This is a genomic window from Nonomuraea sp. NPDC050540 (assembly GCF_044457485.1).
Lineage (GTDB): Bacteria > Actinomycetota > Actinomycetes > Streptosporangiales > Streptosporangiaceae > Nonomuraea.
The window spans coordinates 16,660-31,296 of the sequence record NZ_JBITHA010000034.1; the positions used below are offsets into that span (position 1 = coordinate 16,660).

Sequence of the window (14,637 nt, forward strand, 5' to 3'; positions counted from 1 at the left end):
TCCATCAGAGGCGACGACCGCGCAGACGGGCAGGCTGGCTGCACCGCGCGTTTCTCGTCTGGGCGCTGCTCACGATGACGGCCATCGCGAGTTCCGTTGCGACGCCTGCACCGGCCAGCGCCGACCCCGCACCCACGCCGTCACCCACAACGAGCGCCAGCCCGAAGCCGTCGCCACAGGTGACCTGGATTCCACCCGCCGCACCATCCACCACCTCGCCGTCAACACCGGGCGGGGTGGCCGAGTGCGGGTGGATGGATGTCGGCTGCAAGCTCAACCAAGCGATGAACGGCTGGTTCACCGGCCTGGTCACCGACGCCATCAAGCCCGCCTTCGTCCTGGTCGGCAGCGCCCTGCTCGCCGCCCCGCCGCCGCTGATGCTGGAGCGCGTCCGGGAGCTGAACAGCCACGTGCGGTTGATCGCGAACGCGCTGCTGGTGTTGATGGTGCTGGCGGCCGGGGTGATCGTGATGGCCTACGGCAGCACCTCGGGCCTGTCGACCACGCCCGGCGAGGTCCTCCCTCGCCTGGTGATCGCGGTCATCGCCTTGAACGCCTCGTTGACGATCTGCCAGTACGCCATCGAGTTGGCCAACGCGATGGTCGCCGCGCTGCTCGGCGACGGCGTCGACGCCACCCGGACCGGGAACCTCATCGCCGCCAAGGTCGACGGCCTGATCAAAGACCCGAAAGGCATCGTGCTTTTCCTGGTGCTGCTGATCGCGGTCGCGGTGGTGATGGGGTTCCTGCTCGCCTTCATCGGCATCATCCGCATCACCCTGCTGCTGTTCCTCATCATCGCCGCGCCCCTGGCCCTGCTGTGTCATGCGCTGCCGCAGACCGAGGGCGTCGCGAAGTTGTGGTGGCGGTGCGTCTTCGGGCTGCTGGCCATCCAGGTCCTGCAAGCCATCGGTCTGATCTTGGCGTTCAAGCTGCTGCTCACCGACTCGGCCGCTGCTTATCCGCTTGCCCCCGCCAACCCGAGTACCGGGGATGCGATCGAGGCGATGATGCGGCCGACCGCCAACCGGGCGCTAGACATTCTGATCTTGATCGGCGTCTTGTTCGTGCTGATCAAGATCCCCGGCTGGGTGGCCCGCACCATCTGGCAACAAGGCCAGCCGAACATGCTGAAACGGCTGATCAAGGCCGTGATCATCTACAAGACGCTCGGCGCCGCCCGCGCCCTCGGCCAAGGCCGTCGCGCAGCCGCCGCCGGCAAAGGTGCCAAGGCAGCCGCGCACCGGCACGGCGGACCGGGCCGTGGCGGCGCTGGCCCGAAGCCGGGCGACCCAAACAAACCTCAGCGCCCTGGACCCCACTCATCGACGGGAGCCGCCGTGCCCAACCGTTCACCGGCCTGGCAGCAGCTTGAACTCCCGCTCAACCTGCCAGCACCCGCCCCGGCCGCGCCGACGCCGGAAGCCGCCGCCGCCTCGGCCAGGCGTGCCCGGCAGGGCACCCAGCTCGCGCTGCCGTTCCCCGTCACCCGCGTCCCGCGCCCACCCACACCACCCGGCGCGTCCAGGGCCATGCCCTCGGCTTCGGGGCCGTGGATTCGCCCCCGGCCGCCGTGGGTGCAAGACCGGCTCCCCGGCATGCCCACCCGCCAACCGCGCCCCGGCCAGCTCCGCCTGCGGCTCGACCCGCCACCCCGCCGCACCCCGCGCCAGCCCAAAGGGGGGAACCGATGAAGCACGACGCCGAGCCGCCGCCGCTGCTGGCTCGTATCCCGGCCGACATCAACCAGCCCGACAAGATCGCCTACGGGCTCACCATCCACCAACTCCTCATCGTCACCCTGACCGGCGGTATCGCCGCCGCCATCTACTACCTGCTCCACCAGCTCCTGCCCGTCGTCATCCTCGCGGCGATCCTGCTCCCGCTCATCGCCCTCGGCATCGCCATCGCCCTCGGGAAGCGGGACGGGCTGAGCCTGGACCGGTTCGCGTGGGCCGCGCTGCTGCACGGCCGGGCCAGCAAGCGGCTGGTGGCCGCGCCGGACGGGATCGCCGGGCCGCCTCGGTGGTGCCGCCTGCGCGGCAAGCTGCCCGCCCCGCTGTGCCTGCCGGTGCGGGCGATCCGTACGGACGGCGCGCTCGAACTCGCCGACGGCGGCGTCGCCGTGCTCGTGGAGACCGGCACGCTGTCCTTCCACCTGCGCACCACGAGCGAGCAGGCCGCCCTGGTCGGCGGGTTCGGGCGGTGGCTGAACTCGCTGGAAGCACCCGTCCAACTCCTTGCGCGGGCCCGCCCTGCGGACCTGACCGACCTAGTCCAGGCCATCGAGTGTCAGGCGGAGGCTCTGCCGCATGCGGCGCTGGCCCAGGCGGCGCGCGAGCACGCCGCCTACCTGGCTGACCTGAACACCTCGCGCGAGCTGCTGACCCGCCAGGTCCTCATCGTGCTCCGCGGCCACCCCTCTAGCAGCCGGAGCCGCCGCGCGATACGGCGTGACGCCTCGGCCGCGGTCGTCTTGCGCCGAGCAGCCGAAGCCGAACGCTCACTGGCCGCTCTCGGCATCACCACCCGCGTTCTGGACGCCGATGAGGCCGCCCAGGCGCTCACCGAGTGCCTCGACCCGGGAGCCGTGCATCCGGGCGGCCAGGCCCTGCCGGATGAGCTCATCACCGCCACGAAGGGAAGCACGCGATGAAGCTGCGCCGCCATACTCGCAACCTAGAGCCGAGCGTCTTGGCCCACCCCGCCGCCGTGGGCATGGGCGTGCGGACCCTCACCCTGCCCGGCGTCGTCTCTTCGTCGTTCGCGGTGACCGGCTACCCGCGCGAGGTCGGCGCGGGCTGGCTCGAACCCCTGCTCACCTACCCCGGCCACCTCGACGTGTCCCTGCACATCGAACCCATCCCGCAGCAGGTCGCGGCAATGCGGCTCCGCCGCCAGCTGGCCCGCCTGGAATCGGCCAGCCGCGCCGACGCCCAGCACGGCCGACTCCAGGATTTTGCCGCCGAGGCCGCCGCTGATGATGCCACCGACTTGGCCGACAGCCTCGCCCGAGGGCACGGCCGCCTGTTCAAAGTCGGCCTATATCTCACTATCCACGCCTGCACCACGGCGGAGCTGGCCGCCGAGGTCGAACGCGTGCGCGCGCTCACATCGTCGCTCCTCCTGGATGCGCAACCGGCCACGTTCCGGGCCTTGCAGGGCTGGACAACGACGTTGCCGCTCGGCGTCGACTCCCTGGGCATGACGCGCACCTTCGACACCACCGCCCTGGCGGCGGCATTCCCCTTCACATCGCCCGACCTGACCACCGAGGTCGGGGAGACGAGCGTCTTGTACGGGCTGAGCGCCACCGGCTCCGGCGTCGTGTTGTGGGATCGCTACGGCCAGGACAACCACAACTCCGTCGTCCTCGCCCGCTCCGGTGCAGGCAAGAGCTACTTCACCAAACTCGAAACCCTCCGACTCCTCTACCAAGGCGTTGAGGTCGCGGTCGTCGACCCCGAAGACGAGTACGCCCGCCTCGCGCGAGCGGTCGGCGGGACCTGCCTACACCTCGGCGCGGCCGGGGTCCGGTGGAATCCGTTCGACCTGCCCGCCAGCCACGGCCCGCGTGATGACGTGCTGTCGCGGCGGGCGATGTTCCTGCAGACCCTGATCGCCACCATGCTCGGTGCCCAGCTCACCGCCCAGACCAGGGCCACATTGGACTCGGCGATCCTGGCCACCTATCAAGCTGCCGGGATCACCCGCGACCCGGCCACCTGGACCCGGCCCGCGCCACTGCTCGCCGATCTGGTCACTACCCTTACCGAAACCGGGGGCGGAGGCGGAGGAGACAGCGCCAACGCGGCGGGCGCGGAACTGGCTGCGCAGCTCGCCCCCTACGTCTCCGGCTCCTACCGCGAGTTGTTCGACGGCCCGACCACCACCCAGCCGTCCGGGCACCTGACCGTCTTCTCCCTGCGGGACCTGCCGGAGGAGATGAAAGCGGTCGGCACGCTGCTCGCCTTGGACGCGATCTGGCGGCGGGTGGCCAACCCGCGTGACCGCAGGAAGCGGCTGGTCGTCGTGGACGAAGCCTGGCTCCTGATGAAGGAGCCCGAGGGAGCCAGGTTCCTGTTCCGGATGGCCAAGGCCGCGCGCAAGCACTGGGCCGGACTCGCCGTCATCACTCAAGACGCCGCCGACCTGCTCGGCAGCGAGCTGGGGCAGGCGATCGTCGCCAACGCCGCCAACCAGATCCTCCTCCGCCAAGCCCCGCAAGCCATCGGCGCGGTCGGCGACGCCTTCGACCTAACCGACGGCGAACGCCAGTTCCTGCTCACCGCAGAGAGAGGCGAGGCACTCCTGGTCGCCGGCCCCGCGAGCCGAGCAGCCTTCCACATCATCGCCTCACCCGCCGAAGCGGAATTGGTCACCACCGACCCCGCCCACCTGGCCGACCTCGATCAGCACGCCGAGTTCGGCCAACCACCTGCGCCACCGCCTGTGTCGACCACCTTCACCGCCACCACCAACCCCGACCACAACAACCACGACGATGAGGAAGGCGACCCGCTATGAACCACCTGACCGTCACCGACCCCGAGAGCCCGTGCCTGCTGTGCGGGATCGACGAACACGACGTCCAGAAGGCACTCGACTTCCTGGCCGAGCTACCCGCCCGGCTGCCCGAGTTCGCCCTCGCCTACGGCCCCTACCTGGCCGCTGCCTGGGCCATCATCTGGGCGGTGGTCCTTGGGGTGCGCTACCTGCTCGGCTGGGCCCACCACGCCGACATGACCCCGCAGGCCCGGCTGATCGAGATCTCCTCACCGCCACGCAGCGACCCCGAAGGAGCGCTGGTGCTGTGGCGGCAACTCGTCGGGCTGCTGCGGCCCACCTGGGCGCGGTTGTTCACCGGGCAGCCGCACCTGGTGTGGGAGTACCACGGCAGCGACGCCGGAGTCCGCATCCGCCTCTGGGTACCCGGCACCACGCCTCCCGGCATCGTGGAGAAGGCCATCCAAGCCGCCTGGCCGGGCGCGACCACCACCACCTCTCCCGCCACCTCACCTCTGCCCGAAGGTTCGCAGGTCGCGGGCGGCAAGCTCCTGCTGGCCGGTCCCGAGCACTACCCGCTCACCACCGCCCATGACCACGACCCGGCCCGTTCCCTGCTGGAAGCGATGGGCGGCCTGCGCGAAGGCGAGCACGCGGTCGTGCAGATCCTCGCCCGCCCCACCACCGGACGCCGCCTCCGGCACGCCTACCGAGCCGCCGCCCACCTACGCGGCGGAGGCAGCCGCAACCACGTCGGCCGCTTCTTCGACGCGATCCTCCCCATGCCTGCGGACACCCGCGAGCACCACCGGCCCGGCGAGCTGGCCCGCGACTTCCCCGAACGCGCGGAACAGGTGCGGGTGATCTTGGCGAAGGCCGGTCAGCCTCGTTATGAAGTAGCCATCCGCTACGCCGTCTCCGCCAGCCGCCAGCCCACCTCCACCACAACGGCCCTGAGCCTCCGCCCAGACCACGCGGACTCAGGCTCGGGCTCTGGTGACCTGGTGCGTGGGTGGCTGCGAGGTCAAGCCCACACCCTGGCCGGCGTCTTCGCCTTGTTCACCGGAAGTCACCAGTACCTGCGCCGAGCCCGCCTCTTCCGGCCCGCCCGCACGATCGGCTCGCGGCGTCTCGACCGCGGCTATCTGCTGTCCGTCAGCGAGCTGGCCATGCTCGCGCATCTGCCGTGGGACATCGACGCCCCCGGCGTCACCCGCGCCGGGGCCCGCCCCGTCGCCCCGTCGCCCGCCGTACCGCGCAACGCGGCGGGCGGGGCTGTCCGCGTCCTGGGGGACGCCGACAGCGGCCCACGACGGCCCGTAGCGCTACCCGTGACCGATGGGCGGCACCACACCCACGTGCTCGGCGGCACCGGCGTCGGCAAATCCACCCTGCTCGCGAACATGGTCCTGGCCGACGCAGCCGCCGGGCGGGGAGCGCTGGTCATCGACCCGAAGGGCGACTTGATCACCGACATCCTCAATCGCCTCCCCGAGCGAGCGGTCGGCAAGACGGTGGTGTTCGACCCGCAGGACCCGGCCCCGCCACCCTCGATCAACATCCTCGCCGGACACGACCCCGCCTTCGCCGTCGACTCCGTCGTCACCATCTTCCACCGCTGCTTCTCCACAGCCTGGGGGCCACGCGTCGATGACCTGCTGCGTTCCACCTGCCTGACCTTGACCAGCGTCATGGGGCGTAAGGCGACCCTGGCCGAGGTGCCCCGGCTGCTGACCGACCAGGTGTTCCGCGCGCAGATCACCGCCAAGCTGGATGACAGCCTGCTGGGCGGGTTCTGGGACTCCTACGAAGCCCTCACCCCAGCCGGGCAAGCGACCGTCATCGGCCCGGTCATGAACAAGCTCCGCGCCGTACTCCTACGCCCGTTCGTCCGCCAGGCCCTCGCAAGTCCCGACACCACCGTCCCCATCGGCCAGCTCCTCGACCAGGGCGGCCTGGTCCTGGCCCGGCTCCCGAAGGGCATCCTCGGCGACGACGCCGCCCGCCTGTTCGGCTCCATCCTGCTCGCCCACACATGGCAGGCCACCACCCGCCGCTCCAACCTGGCCGAAACCGATCGGCCCGACGCCTCCCTGGTGATCGATGAGTGTCATAACTTCTTGAACTTGCCCGGTCACATCAACGATGTGCTGGCCGAGGCGCGGGGCTACCGGCTGTCGCTGGTGCTGGCGCACCAGCACCTGGACCAGCTCCCCGCCGACCTACGCGAAGCTCTGTCGGCCGACGCGCGTAACAAGGTGTACTTCAACGCCTCACCCAAGGACGCGAACGAGCTCAAACACCACACCGCGCCGCTGCTCACCCCGCACGACCTCACCCACCTGGGCGCCTACCAAGCCGCCGCCCGCCTCATCATCGACGGTCAGCAAACCTCCGCCTTCACCCTGCGCACCCGCCCCCTGCTCGAACCGATCGCCGGACGGCAGAAGGCGATCCGGCAGGCATCGCGCGAGCAGTTCACCCAGCCCGGCCGTGCCCTCCGGCCCCGTGTTCGCACGGTCCACGTCGAGCCGGACGTGCGCCCCAGCCTCCACAACATGCCTACCCCGAGCGACGAGCCACTCGGCTGACACGCCTACAGCACATCCGCAGTCATCACCCGGCGACACCTCACGATCCGCACCCTCACCAGTAGGAGAACCGTCATGCCCGTCACCCGTATCCCGCTCCGCCTGCCCCGTCTCAACGCTGCCGCGATGGCCTACGCCGCCGCCCGCCTCACCCCACGCGACTACCACATCCTGGAACACCTCTACCACCACCGAGTCCTGACCACCCACCAGCTGCAGAAACTGTTCTTCACCACACCGCAACCCACCCGCCGCCGCCTGGGCATCCTGCGCAACCTCGGCATGATCACCCCGTCCCGGCCCTGGACCCCCACCGGCTCCCACCCCCACCACTGGGTCCTCGGCCCCGCCGGAGCCGAAATCCTCGCCCTGCACCTGCAGACCACCGTCAAAGAACTGGGCTACGACCCAGACCGGGCCATGCACCCCGCCACCTCCTCCCTGCGCGGCCACCACATCGGCGTCAACGACTTCTTCGTCACCCTCGCCCACCTGGCCCGCCATCGCCCCGGCACCCAGCTCCGCGCATGGCAGTCAGAACGACAGTGCATCAAAATGTGGGGCAACCGGCCCAAACCCGACGCCTACGGCTGCTGGATAGAAGACGGCCGCCAGATCGACTTCTTCCTCGAACACGACACCGGCAGCATGACGCTGGCCAAGGTCGCCGACAAGCTCGCCGCCTACGCCGACCTCGCCGACACCACCAGGGTCAGCAGCCCGATCCTGTTCTGGCTGCCCAGCCGCACCCGCGAAGCCAACCTCCGCAAACTCATCACCACCACCGACCTACCGATCGCCACCGCCGTCCACACCGAACTCGACGACGGCCCCGCCGGGCCCTGCTGGCTGCCCATCCCCGCCCCCGCAGGCGATCGGCGCATGCGGCTGGTCAACCTCGCGGGCGGCTGGCCCCACCTGACCCTCGGCACAATCCCCGACCAACCTGACACCGGCCAGGATGAGAACGCCTTCCTCGACCGCATCTTCGGCGAAGAGAAGTCGGGGAGGTGAAGGTGGCCGCGGCCGGCGCCGCCCTCCTGCTGCTCATCGTCTTGGCGTTCCTCGCAGCCGCCACCAGCATCCTGACCGGCTCGGGCACGCCCGGCGGGGTGGCCTGCGCGATCACACCCGACGCAACGACGAGCAGCAGGGCGGGCGGGCTGGTCGCGGCATCCCCGGCAGCCACCGGCGTCGCCGCTTCCACGCTGACCCTGGATGGCGAGCAGCAGACCCATGCGGCGCTGATCGTCCAGGTCGCGATGGAGCGTGGCCTGCCCGCACGAGCAGCCGTGATCGCTATCGCCACCGCGCTGCAGGAGTCCAAGCTCCGGAATCTGACCTACGGACACCTCGACAGCCTCGGACTCTTCCAGCAGCGGCCCTCCCAGGGCTGGGGAACACGGGAGCAGATCCTCGACCCGCGCTACGCCACCGGCACCTTCTATGACCACCTGGTCAAGGTGAAGCGGTGGGAGCGGCTCCCGCTCACCCAAGCCGCGCAAGCCGTCCAGCTTTCCGGATACCCCACCGCCTACGCCCAGTGGGAGGCACTCGCGCAACGCGTCGTTGACGCGCTGGCGGGGACGTGTGTGACCGTCATTCCGGGTGAGCAGGTCGCCGCCGTCATCGCCTACGCCCACGCCCAGCTCGGCAAACCCTACGTGTGGGGAGCCGAAGGACCCAACGCCTTCGACTGCTCCGGCCTCACCATGCGCGCCTACCAGGCCGCCGGGATCTCGATTCCACGCGTCGCCGCCGACCAGTGGCGGTGGGGTCCGCCCATCCCACGCGGGCAGGAGCAGCCCGGCGACCTCGCCTTCTTCCGCATGGAAGCAGACGGGCCCGGCCACGTCGGCCTCGTCATCGGAGGCGGCCAGATGATCCACGCCCCCAACAAGCTCACCGTCGTCCAAACCGGCACCTATCAACGCCGGGATTTGATCAGTTTCACCCGCCCGGCCGCCCACGCACCCACCGGCCGGACCGACCCGCGCTAACCCGCCCACATGCCCGCCCCGTAGCGGCAGGACCGCAATCCGGGGCCGGAGGACGCCGTACCGGCCGTCATAGAGCGGCACCGGCCCCGTAGGGCCGCACCGGGGCCACAGCCGCCCGAACCATGATTGCCGACCCACCCGACACCGCAACGGCGGTGGGTGACGCCATGAGCCTGGTGCCACATCGACGAAAGTCCGTAGGTGCAGACATAAATCCGCAGGTGAACGGCCTTTTCCTGTTTCCCGAAACATGAGGTAACACAGAGCGACGTGACCGATACTGGCCGGGACATCGCCAGCTGCTCCACGTGAAGGAGACCCCATGCCCCCCGTACGCCTCGCCGCGTTCCCGCTCATCGTTACCCTCTCCGAATACCTCGACGAGCCGATCAAGATCCGGGCCAAACACAAGGTCGCCGACATGCGCCTCATCGAGCGGCACAACGCTAGAAGCCTGGACAAAGGCTGGAACGTGCCCGGCGCCTACATCCTGCTCGACCGCCCCGACGCCGAGGGCCGGTGGGGAGCCTACGTCGGCAAAGCCACCAATCCCGGTCTCCGAAACCGCGTCCTGCAGCAGCTCAAGGAGCGTGACCACTGGTATCGGGCGCTGGTCATCCGCTACGAGTCCAATGACGATGAAACGCTCAACAGCGCCGAGGCCGGCTGGCTCGAAGGGGAGATCTACTACTGCCTCGACAGCGCCGAAAACGTCGACCTGCACAACCGCAACCGCCCCCAAGACGGCACCTTGTCCATAGACGATGAGGCCAGCCTGCGCGACTACATGATCCCCATCGAGTCGTTCCTGCGCCTGATCGGCCACGCGCTCCTGCACCGCAACCTCATCACCACGACGACACCCAGCCCGGGGCGAGCGCCGCAGGCACCCGCACGCCATGTCAGCGCACCCGGCCTTGCGCCCAGCCCCTCCCTGCTGCGAAACCCGACGCCGGAAGCCGCGAAAGCACGAGCAGCGCTACTCGAAGCGGGATAGCATCCCCGGATCATGAGGGCGGACCTGCGACCTGACGCCTGATCCGGTGGTGAAGGAGGTATGCCCCGGCCAGCATAGTTTGAGTGTGCTGGGCGGGGCATGCCCCCTACATCACCGGATCAGACGCCTCTGCGGCCGTGCTGCTCGTACTCGTCTTCGTTGTGTTCTCCGTACGCGCCTTCCTCTTCGTCGTTGTGGGGTTCCCCGCCGAAGATGCGGCAGGCGCGTTCTTCCTCGGCGGTGAGCACCACCGCGAACAGCTCGGTGACGCCGGTGTTCAGCGCCTTGTGCAGGCGGTGCCAGCCGTCGATGATCAGCAGCCCGCCGTTCGGTACCGGGGCCACGATCAGCGGCTCGGACAGATCCACCCGCGCGGCGTGCTCAGTGTTGATCGTGATCAGGCCGAGCATGCCTTTCCACGCTGCGGGGTCGAGGCGGCCGTGCGGTTCACGGCCTCGGGCGAGTCGTTTGGCGGTGGTGATGTCCCATCGCCAGGCCAGGATCTGGAACCATTCCACCTCCGAGCTGTCCACCGGTCCGGGGCCCGGCTTCGTGGTCGTCGCCCCCTCGGAGGTAGTCGCCGCTTCGAGGGTGGCGGGGGCGGGTTCGCTGGTGGCGGTGCAGTCATTCATGACGTCCCCGCCCGGCCGAGCGGGAGGGAGTCTGCTCGGGCTCCGGGCAGGTCGGTGCGAGGGACATCGCCTGCTCCAGGAAGGTTCGAGCCGCCTGTCGCCGGATCAGGTCCATGGCCCGGTAGAGGTGAATGAAGGTGAACTCGTGATCGAAGTCCGGTGCCAGGATGCCGACGGACAGGGAGACATCCGGCGTGGTGTCGTCTTCTTCGAGACAGAAGCTGATCAGGGGCAAGAACGTGGACAGTGCCTGCCCCTGGCTGCCTCCCGCGTCCCGGATTTTCCGTTCGACCAGCGCCCACCAGGTCCCGAGCGTCTGAGCATGCAGCATCTCGTAGAGCTGCTCGGCTGAAGGCTGCTGCCCCCGGTGGAGCTTTCTGGCGATGCCGTCGATGTTACGCCGCTGCGTCTCGCGGGCCTGCGCGATGACCGCCTTCACCGACAGCGCCTCCTCCCGCGCGGGCGAGGTTGGTGTGACGGGGGTGGCGGAATCGCCGGGGGTGGGTTCGCCGGTGGTCGGGTGGCCGCTCATGCCGTCGCCTCCTGCCCAGCCGAGCTGGAAGGAGACTGCTTGTGCTCCGCGGAGGAGGCCGGCGCGAGGGAGCCCGCCTGCTCCAGGAAAGTTCGAGCCGCGTCCTGGCGGATGAGGGCCAGCGCCCGGTCCAGGTGAGCCAATGCCAGCTCCTGCACACTCTTGAGCCCGAGGGCATCGAAGGTGCAGACCGGGTCACACGATGCGTTGTCCTCCAGGTAGGGGCTGATCCAGGAGGCGTACTTGGCGACCGCCTTGGCCGGGGTCAGCCCACGGCCGATGGGGCTGTAGCGGATGTGCCGGTCGATCATCAGCCACCACCCGCCGACCTTCTGGGAGCGCAGGACGTCGTAGAGCCGCTCGGCGCTCAGTTGCTCCCCTCGGGCGAGCCGGTGGGCGATATCGTCGGCGTTGCGCCGCCGCATCGTGCGGGCCTGTTCGATGATCTCCTCTACTGACAACGCCGGGCTCGGCACGGCGGGAACGTTGGGGTCGTCGGGGACATCAGGCAGGACTGCGTCGGGGGTCGGGTTGCACTCGGGCATGGTCGGAACCTTTCTGTGGGTGGGGAGGCCAGCGCCGGGGTGCGCTGGCGTGGTCGGCTGGTTGTTCACGGCGCGTCCGGCATCGCCGTGGGCGGCACCGCAAACGCGGCCGAACGGCCAGAGCTGGGGCCGGGCTCGGGATGGTTAACCGGCCCGCCCGGAGCCGGAAGGTCGGCTTCGTCGCCGGGGTCGGTGGCGAGGTGGTGGGTGAGGAGGTGGCCGCTGGCGGTGAGGAAGTCGCGGGCGGCCAGGCGTGAGGCGTGGGCGAGCCCGTGGTCGAACAGGGTGCCCGGTTGCGGGGCGGGGGGTTCGCCGGTGAGGTAGTGGCGGGCCCAGGAGCGCACCCGCCGCAGGGCGTGATCACTGGCGAGCCGTTTGCCGGTGATCTCCACCTCGACCCGGTCCCACCAGGCGCGGACAGTCTGGGCGTAGGCGGCGGCGAACACCTGCTCACCGACAAGCCTCCGCCCGTTCTGCAAGATGCAGACCGCTTCGGCCGCCGCCGCGTAACAGGCATGCCGGGCGGAGGCGATCTTCTCGGCAACCAGCTCATCGAACGAGCACCGCACCTGCTCGACCGGTTCGGCGGCGACGGTGGAGTTCAAGGCGGGTGCGGCGTTGCCGGTTGTGCCGTACGGGGGAAGGGGGCCGGGTTGGTGAAGGTTGTCCATGGAGGTGGTCCTTTCGTCGGTGACATGGGCTTGCCGGGGGTGAGGGGCGTGGGCGGCCGTCCGGGCGGCGGCGCGGGGCGGTCCCCGCGCCACCGGGCGGACGGGATTCGAGGTCACTGCCGCATCCCGACCGGGGTTAGAAGACGGGAGGCGAGGTCCACGGGTCGGGCAGGGGCCCGGCGTGTCCGCCGTAGGTGTCGTCCGGGCGGGTGGCCGGTGCGGGCGGTGCGGGCGGTGTGGTTGGCGTGTGTGGTGGCGTGAGGGCGTCGGCGATTCTCTGGGTTGCGGCGAGGAAGCCTTGGGCGGCGTTGCGGCGGGATTCGGCCATGGCCTGGGCGAACAGGCCGCCGTGAGATGGGCGGGCGCTGATCAGGAACTCCCGGGCGTGTTGCCGCACGGTCAGAATCGCGGTCCCGCCGTCCACGGTGTCCTCGATGCCGTGGGTGAGGTCGGTGACCTGCTGCCACCAGCTCATCCGGTGGTAGGTGTGGGCGATGCGGGCCAGGGTGGCGTCGTCGAGGTTTCCCTCGTCATCGAGGGAGCAGACACGGTCGAGGGCTTCGCCCAGCGCGTGGCGGGCGTCGTTGGCGTGCTGGCTGGCGCGCTCTTCGAGTCGACCCATGGTGATGATCTCCTTCACGGTCGGGGTTGATAGGGCGTGGTGCGTGGGTGTCCGGCACGGGGGCCGGGGCGCGGGGCGCGGCATCCGGGGCGGGCCCGCGCCGTAGCGGCGCGGGCACCGGGCCGGGGTAGGTCCCGGGGTCCGGTCGGGCCGCGCCGGGGCGTGTGGCGGGCCGTACGCCCGCGTGGTGCTGTTCCGTCCGGCGGCGTTCCGGTACGGCCCGCGTGCCGGGGCCGTACCGGACGCCGGACGTTGTTAGGCGGTGGCCAGCATCCGGAAGGCGCGGGCCTTGAGCTTGGCGTTGTCGTGGTCATCCAGCAGGGCGCGCTCGGCGCGCACGGTGGCGATGTCGCGGCTGCCGAACACCGGGGACTTGTGGTCCAGCCGCTCGGTCACCGCGTTATAAGCCGCCCACCGGGTGTTACGAATCGGCTCCTGAGTGGGCGCGTCGTTGAACAGGTACTCCAGCTCCCGCATGGTCAGGTCGTGGTTGCGCTTGGTCAGGTCCTTCGCGTCCGCCGGTAGCGGGTGCAGGCGGGTGGCGAACAGGCGGAATTCCTTGCGGTCCATCGGGACGGCGAGGAGCTTCTCGGCTTCGGCGGCGAACGCCTGACCGTGCTTCCAGGTGAGTTTGAGCGCCTCGCGGGCTTCGGCGATGCGCCCGGCGAGGTTGCCGGTGTGCCGGACGGTGTACCGGGAGGTGTGGTTGGCCAATGCCGCGCGTTCCGTGTTCGCGCACACCACCCGGACCGGGGTAGCCACCGTCACGAACGAACCCCACCCGTCGTGCCGGTTGAACGCGGCCAGGTAGAGGTCGATCTGATCGAATCCGCCGACCATGAGGGGTTCGGGCAGGCGCATGGTGATGAACACCCGCCGCCCGTTGTTCAGCGACCCGCCGGTGTCGAAGACCGCCCCCGACTCATCCACCAGGGTTTGCAGGAAGTCGCACACCTGCTCGTTTTGCAGGGGCTGGTACTCCCGTCCGACCCGGCCGAGCCGTTCGGGCTTGCGGGTGACCGGGTTGGTGCGCACCGTCAGGAAGTCCTCGTCCGTGACGACCGGCTCGCCGGTCACCGGGTCGATCACCTGACCCACCAGCACCTTGCGCACGTTCCACCCGGCGAGCTGGGCGTTGGCCAGCAGTTCCTCGGCGGTCATCGGGCCGGGCGCGGTATAGCCGAGCCCATGCCAGCCGGGCTTACCGGCGGCGGCGAACCCGGCCGAACCGTTGGCGAAGATCTCGATCTCGTGAGCCATGACGTTGTTCCTTCCTGAGGTGCCGACGTGCGGCGATGTGGCGTGGTGTGGTGTGGTGTGGTGTGCGGGCATGCGGAACAGACGCGATGCCGCGAGCGGTGTGGGTAGTGGATCGGACCCCGGCCCGGTGCGGGCCGGTGGCCGGTGGGTCGGTGGTCAGCGCGGGCTACGGATACCCGTCCGGCGCGTGGCCGGGTTGGTTCGTGTTGCGGGGCGGCGGGGTGGTGTGTCCGGGCTACGGGGCGCGGGCGGGGCTGTAGGGGTGTCCCGCCCGCTACCGG

General features: G+C 70.0%; 14 protein-coding genes. 7 read left to right on the top strand and 7 right to left on the bottom strand.

Annotated elements, in window-relative coordinates:
• Nucleotides 1–4 precede the first annotated feature (4 nt).
• Nucleotides 5–301: a hypothetical protein gene (locus ACIBI5_RS52675; RefSeq protein WP_397259133.1), complete on the bottom strand. Its 297-nt coding sequence runs from the start codon at nucleotides 299–301 to the stop codon at nucleotides 5–7.
• On the opposite strand from ACIBI5_RS52675, the gene ACIBI5_RS52680 reads away from it, so the two are divergent.
• The 7 genes from ACIBI5_RS52680 (at nucleotide 285) to ACIBI5_RS52710 (ending at nucleotide 10,094) form a co-directional block, all read left to right on the top strand.
• Nucleotides 285–1,694, top strand: a complete 1,410-nt coding sequence (locus ACIBI5_RS52680) for a hypothetical protein (RefSeq protein WP_397259135.1) — start codon at nucleotides 285–287, stop codon at nucleotides 1,692–1,694. The two genes, ACIBI5_RS52675 and ACIBI5_RS52680, sit on opposite strands and share 17 nt — an antisense overlap.
• Nucleotides 1,691–2,656 carry a PrgI family protein gene (locus tag ACIBI5_RS52685; RefSeq protein ID WP_397259137.1) on the top strand — a complete coding sequence of 322 codons (966 nt, stop codon included), beginning with the start codon at nucleotides 1,691–1,693 and terminating at the stop codon, nucleotides 2,654–2,656. Before ACIBI5_RS52680 ends, ACIBI5_RS52685 begins: the two co-directional genes overlap by 4 nt.
• The gene (locus ACIBI5_RS52690) at nucleotides 2,653–4,527 is read left to right on the top strand and encodes a VirB4 family type IV secretion system protein (protein ID WP_397259139.1); all 1,875 of its coding nucleotides are present in this window, start codon (nucleotides 2,653–2,655) and stop codon (nucleotides 4,525–4,527) included. Before ACIBI5_RS52685 ends, ACIBI5_RS52690 begins: the two co-directional genes overlap by 4 nt.
• Entirely contained in the window at nucleotides 4,524–7,097 is a 2,574-nt protein-coding gene (locus tag ACIBI5_RS52695) for a type IV secretory system conjugative DNA transfer family protein (RefSeq protein WP_397259141.1), read from the top strand. Before ACIBI5_RS52690 ends, ACIBI5_RS52695 begins: the two co-directional genes overlap by 4 nt.
• Before the next feature lie 75 nt (nucleotides 7,098–7,172).
• Nucleotides 7,173–8,111 (top strand): replication-relaxation family protein, encoded by a 939-nt coding sequence (locus ACIBI5_RS52700; protein ID WP_397259143.1) that lies wholly within the window; start codon nucleotides 7,173–7,175, stop codon nucleotides 8,109–8,111.
• Nucleotides 8,108–9,097, top strand: coding sequence for a C40 family peptidase (locus ACIBI5_RS52705; RefSeq protein WP_397259145.1), 990 nt, complete (start codon nucleotides 8,108–8,110; stop codon nucleotides 9,095–9,097). The genes ACIBI5_RS52700 and ACIBI5_RS52705 overlap by 4 nt, the downstream gene beginning before the upstream one ends.
• A 322-nt stretch (nucleotides 9,098–9,419) precedes the next feature.
• Entirely contained in the window at nucleotides 9,420–10,094 is a 675-nt protein-coding gene (locus ACIBI5_RS52710; RefSeq protein ID WP_397259147.1) for a hypothetical protein, read from the top strand.
• Nucleotides 10,095–10,213: 119 nt separating this feature from the next.
• Here the strand turns inward: ACIBI5_RS52710 and ACIBI5_RS52715 are convergent, their stop codons facing one another.
• The 6 genes from ACIBI5_RS52715 to ACIBI5_RS52740 all read right to left on the bottom strand — a co-directional run bounded on the left by ACIBI5_RS52715 (nucleotide 10,214) and on the right by ACIBI5_RS52740 (nucleotide 14,356).
• Complete coding sequence (locus ACIBI5_RS52715) at nucleotides 10,214–10,726, bottom strand: hypothetical protein (protein WP_397259149.1); 513 nt, start codon at nucleotides 10,724–10,726, stop codon at nucleotides 10,214–10,216.
• Complete coding sequence (locus ACIBI5_RS52720; protein ID WP_397259151.1) at nucleotides 10,719–11,258, bottom strand: hypothetical protein; 540 nt, start codon at nucleotides 11,256–11,258, stop codon at nucleotides 10,719–10,721. Before ACIBI5_RS52720 ends, ACIBI5_RS52715 begins: the two co-directional genes overlap by 8 nt.
• A complete protein-coding gene (locus tag ACIBI5_RS52725; protein WP_397259153.1) occupies nucleotides 11,255–11,803 on the bottom strand; it encodes a hypothetical protein in 549 nt (182 codons plus the stop codon). Before ACIBI5_RS52725 ends, ACIBI5_RS52720 begins: the two co-directional genes overlap by 4 nt.
• A 65-nt stretch (nucleotides 11,804–11,868) precedes the next feature.
• The gene (locus tag ACIBI5_RS52730; RefSeq protein ID WP_397259155.1) at nucleotides 11,869–12,474 is read right to left on the bottom strand and encodes a hypothetical protein; all 606 of its coding nucleotides are present in this window, start codon (nucleotides 12,472–12,474) and stop codon (nucleotides 11,869–11,871) included.
• A 136-nt stretch (nucleotides 12,475–12,610) separates the two neighbouring features.
• Nucleotides 12,611–13,096 carry a hypothetical protein gene (locus tag ACIBI5_RS52735; RefSeq protein ID WP_397259156.1) on the bottom strand — a complete coding sequence of 162 codons (486 nt, stop codon included), beginning with the start codon at nucleotides 13,094–13,096 and terminating at the stop codon, nucleotides 12,611–12,613.
• 255 nt (nucleotides 13,097–13,351) lie between these two features.
• Nucleotides 13,352–14,356 carry a DUF932 domain-containing protein gene (locus ACIBI5_RS52740; protein ID WP_397259158.1) on the bottom strand — a complete coding sequence of 335 codons (1,005 nt, stop codon included), beginning with the start codon at nucleotides 14,354–14,356 and terminating at the stop codon, nucleotides 13,352–13,354.
• Nucleotides 14,357–14,637 lie beyond the last annotated feature (281 nt).

What these genes read in the sequence shown, in the direction of transcription:
- ACIBI5_RS52680 (WP_397259135.1), top strand. Translation starts at nt 285, where the DNA reads ATGAACGGCTGGTTCACCGGCCTGGTCACCGACGCCATCAAGCCCGCC.
- ACIBI5_RS52685 (WP_397259137.1), top strand. Translation starts at nt 1,691, where the DNA reads ATGAAGCACGACGCCGAGCCGCCGCCGCTGCTGGCTCGTATCCCGGCC.
- ACIBI5_RS52690 (WP_397259139.1), top strand. Translation starts at nt 2,653, where the DNA reads ATGAAGCTGCGCCGCCATACTCGCAACCTAGAGCCGAGCGTCTTGGCC.
- ACIBI5_RS52695 (WP_397259141.1), top strand. Translation starts at nt 4,524, where the DNA reads ATGAACCACCTGACCGTCACCGACCCCGAGAGCCCGTGCCTGCTGTGC.
- ACIBI5_RS52700 (WP_397259143.1), top strand. Translation starts at nt 7,173, where the DNA reads ATGCCCGTCACCCGTATCCCGCTCCGCCTGCCCCGTCTCAACGCTGCC.
- ACIBI5_RS52710 (WP_397259147.1), top strand. Translation starts at nt 9,420, where the DNA reads ATGCCCCCCGTACGCCTCGCCGCGTTCCCGCTCATCGTTACCCTCTCC.
- ACIBI5_RS52715 (WP_397259149.1), bottom strand. Translation starts at nt 10,726, where the DNA reads ATGAATGACTGCACCGCCACCAGCGAACCCGCCCCCGCCACCCTCGAA.
- ACIBI5_RS52720 (WP_397259151.1), bottom strand. Translation starts at nt 11,258, where the DNA reads ATGAGCGGCCACCCGACCACCGGCGAACCCACCCCCGGCGATTCCGCC.
- ACIBI5_RS52725 (WP_397259153.1), bottom strand. Translation starts at nt 11,803, where the DNA reads ATGCCCGAGTGCAACCCGACCCCCGACGCAGTCCTGCCTGATGTCCCC.
- ACIBI5_RS52730 (WP_397259155.1), bottom strand. Translation starts at nt 12,474, where the DNA reads ATGGACAACCTTCACCAACCCGGCCCCCTTCCCCCGTACGGCACAACC.
- ACIBI5_RS52735 (WP_397259156.1), bottom strand. Translation starts at nt 13,096, where the DNA reads ATGGGTCGACTCGAAGAGCGCGCCAGCCAGCACGCCAACGACGCCCGC.
- ACIBI5_RS52740 (WP_397259158.1), bottom strand. Translation starts at nt 14,356, where the DNA reads ATGGCTCACGAGATCGAGATCTTCGCCAACGGTTCGGCCGGGTTCGCC.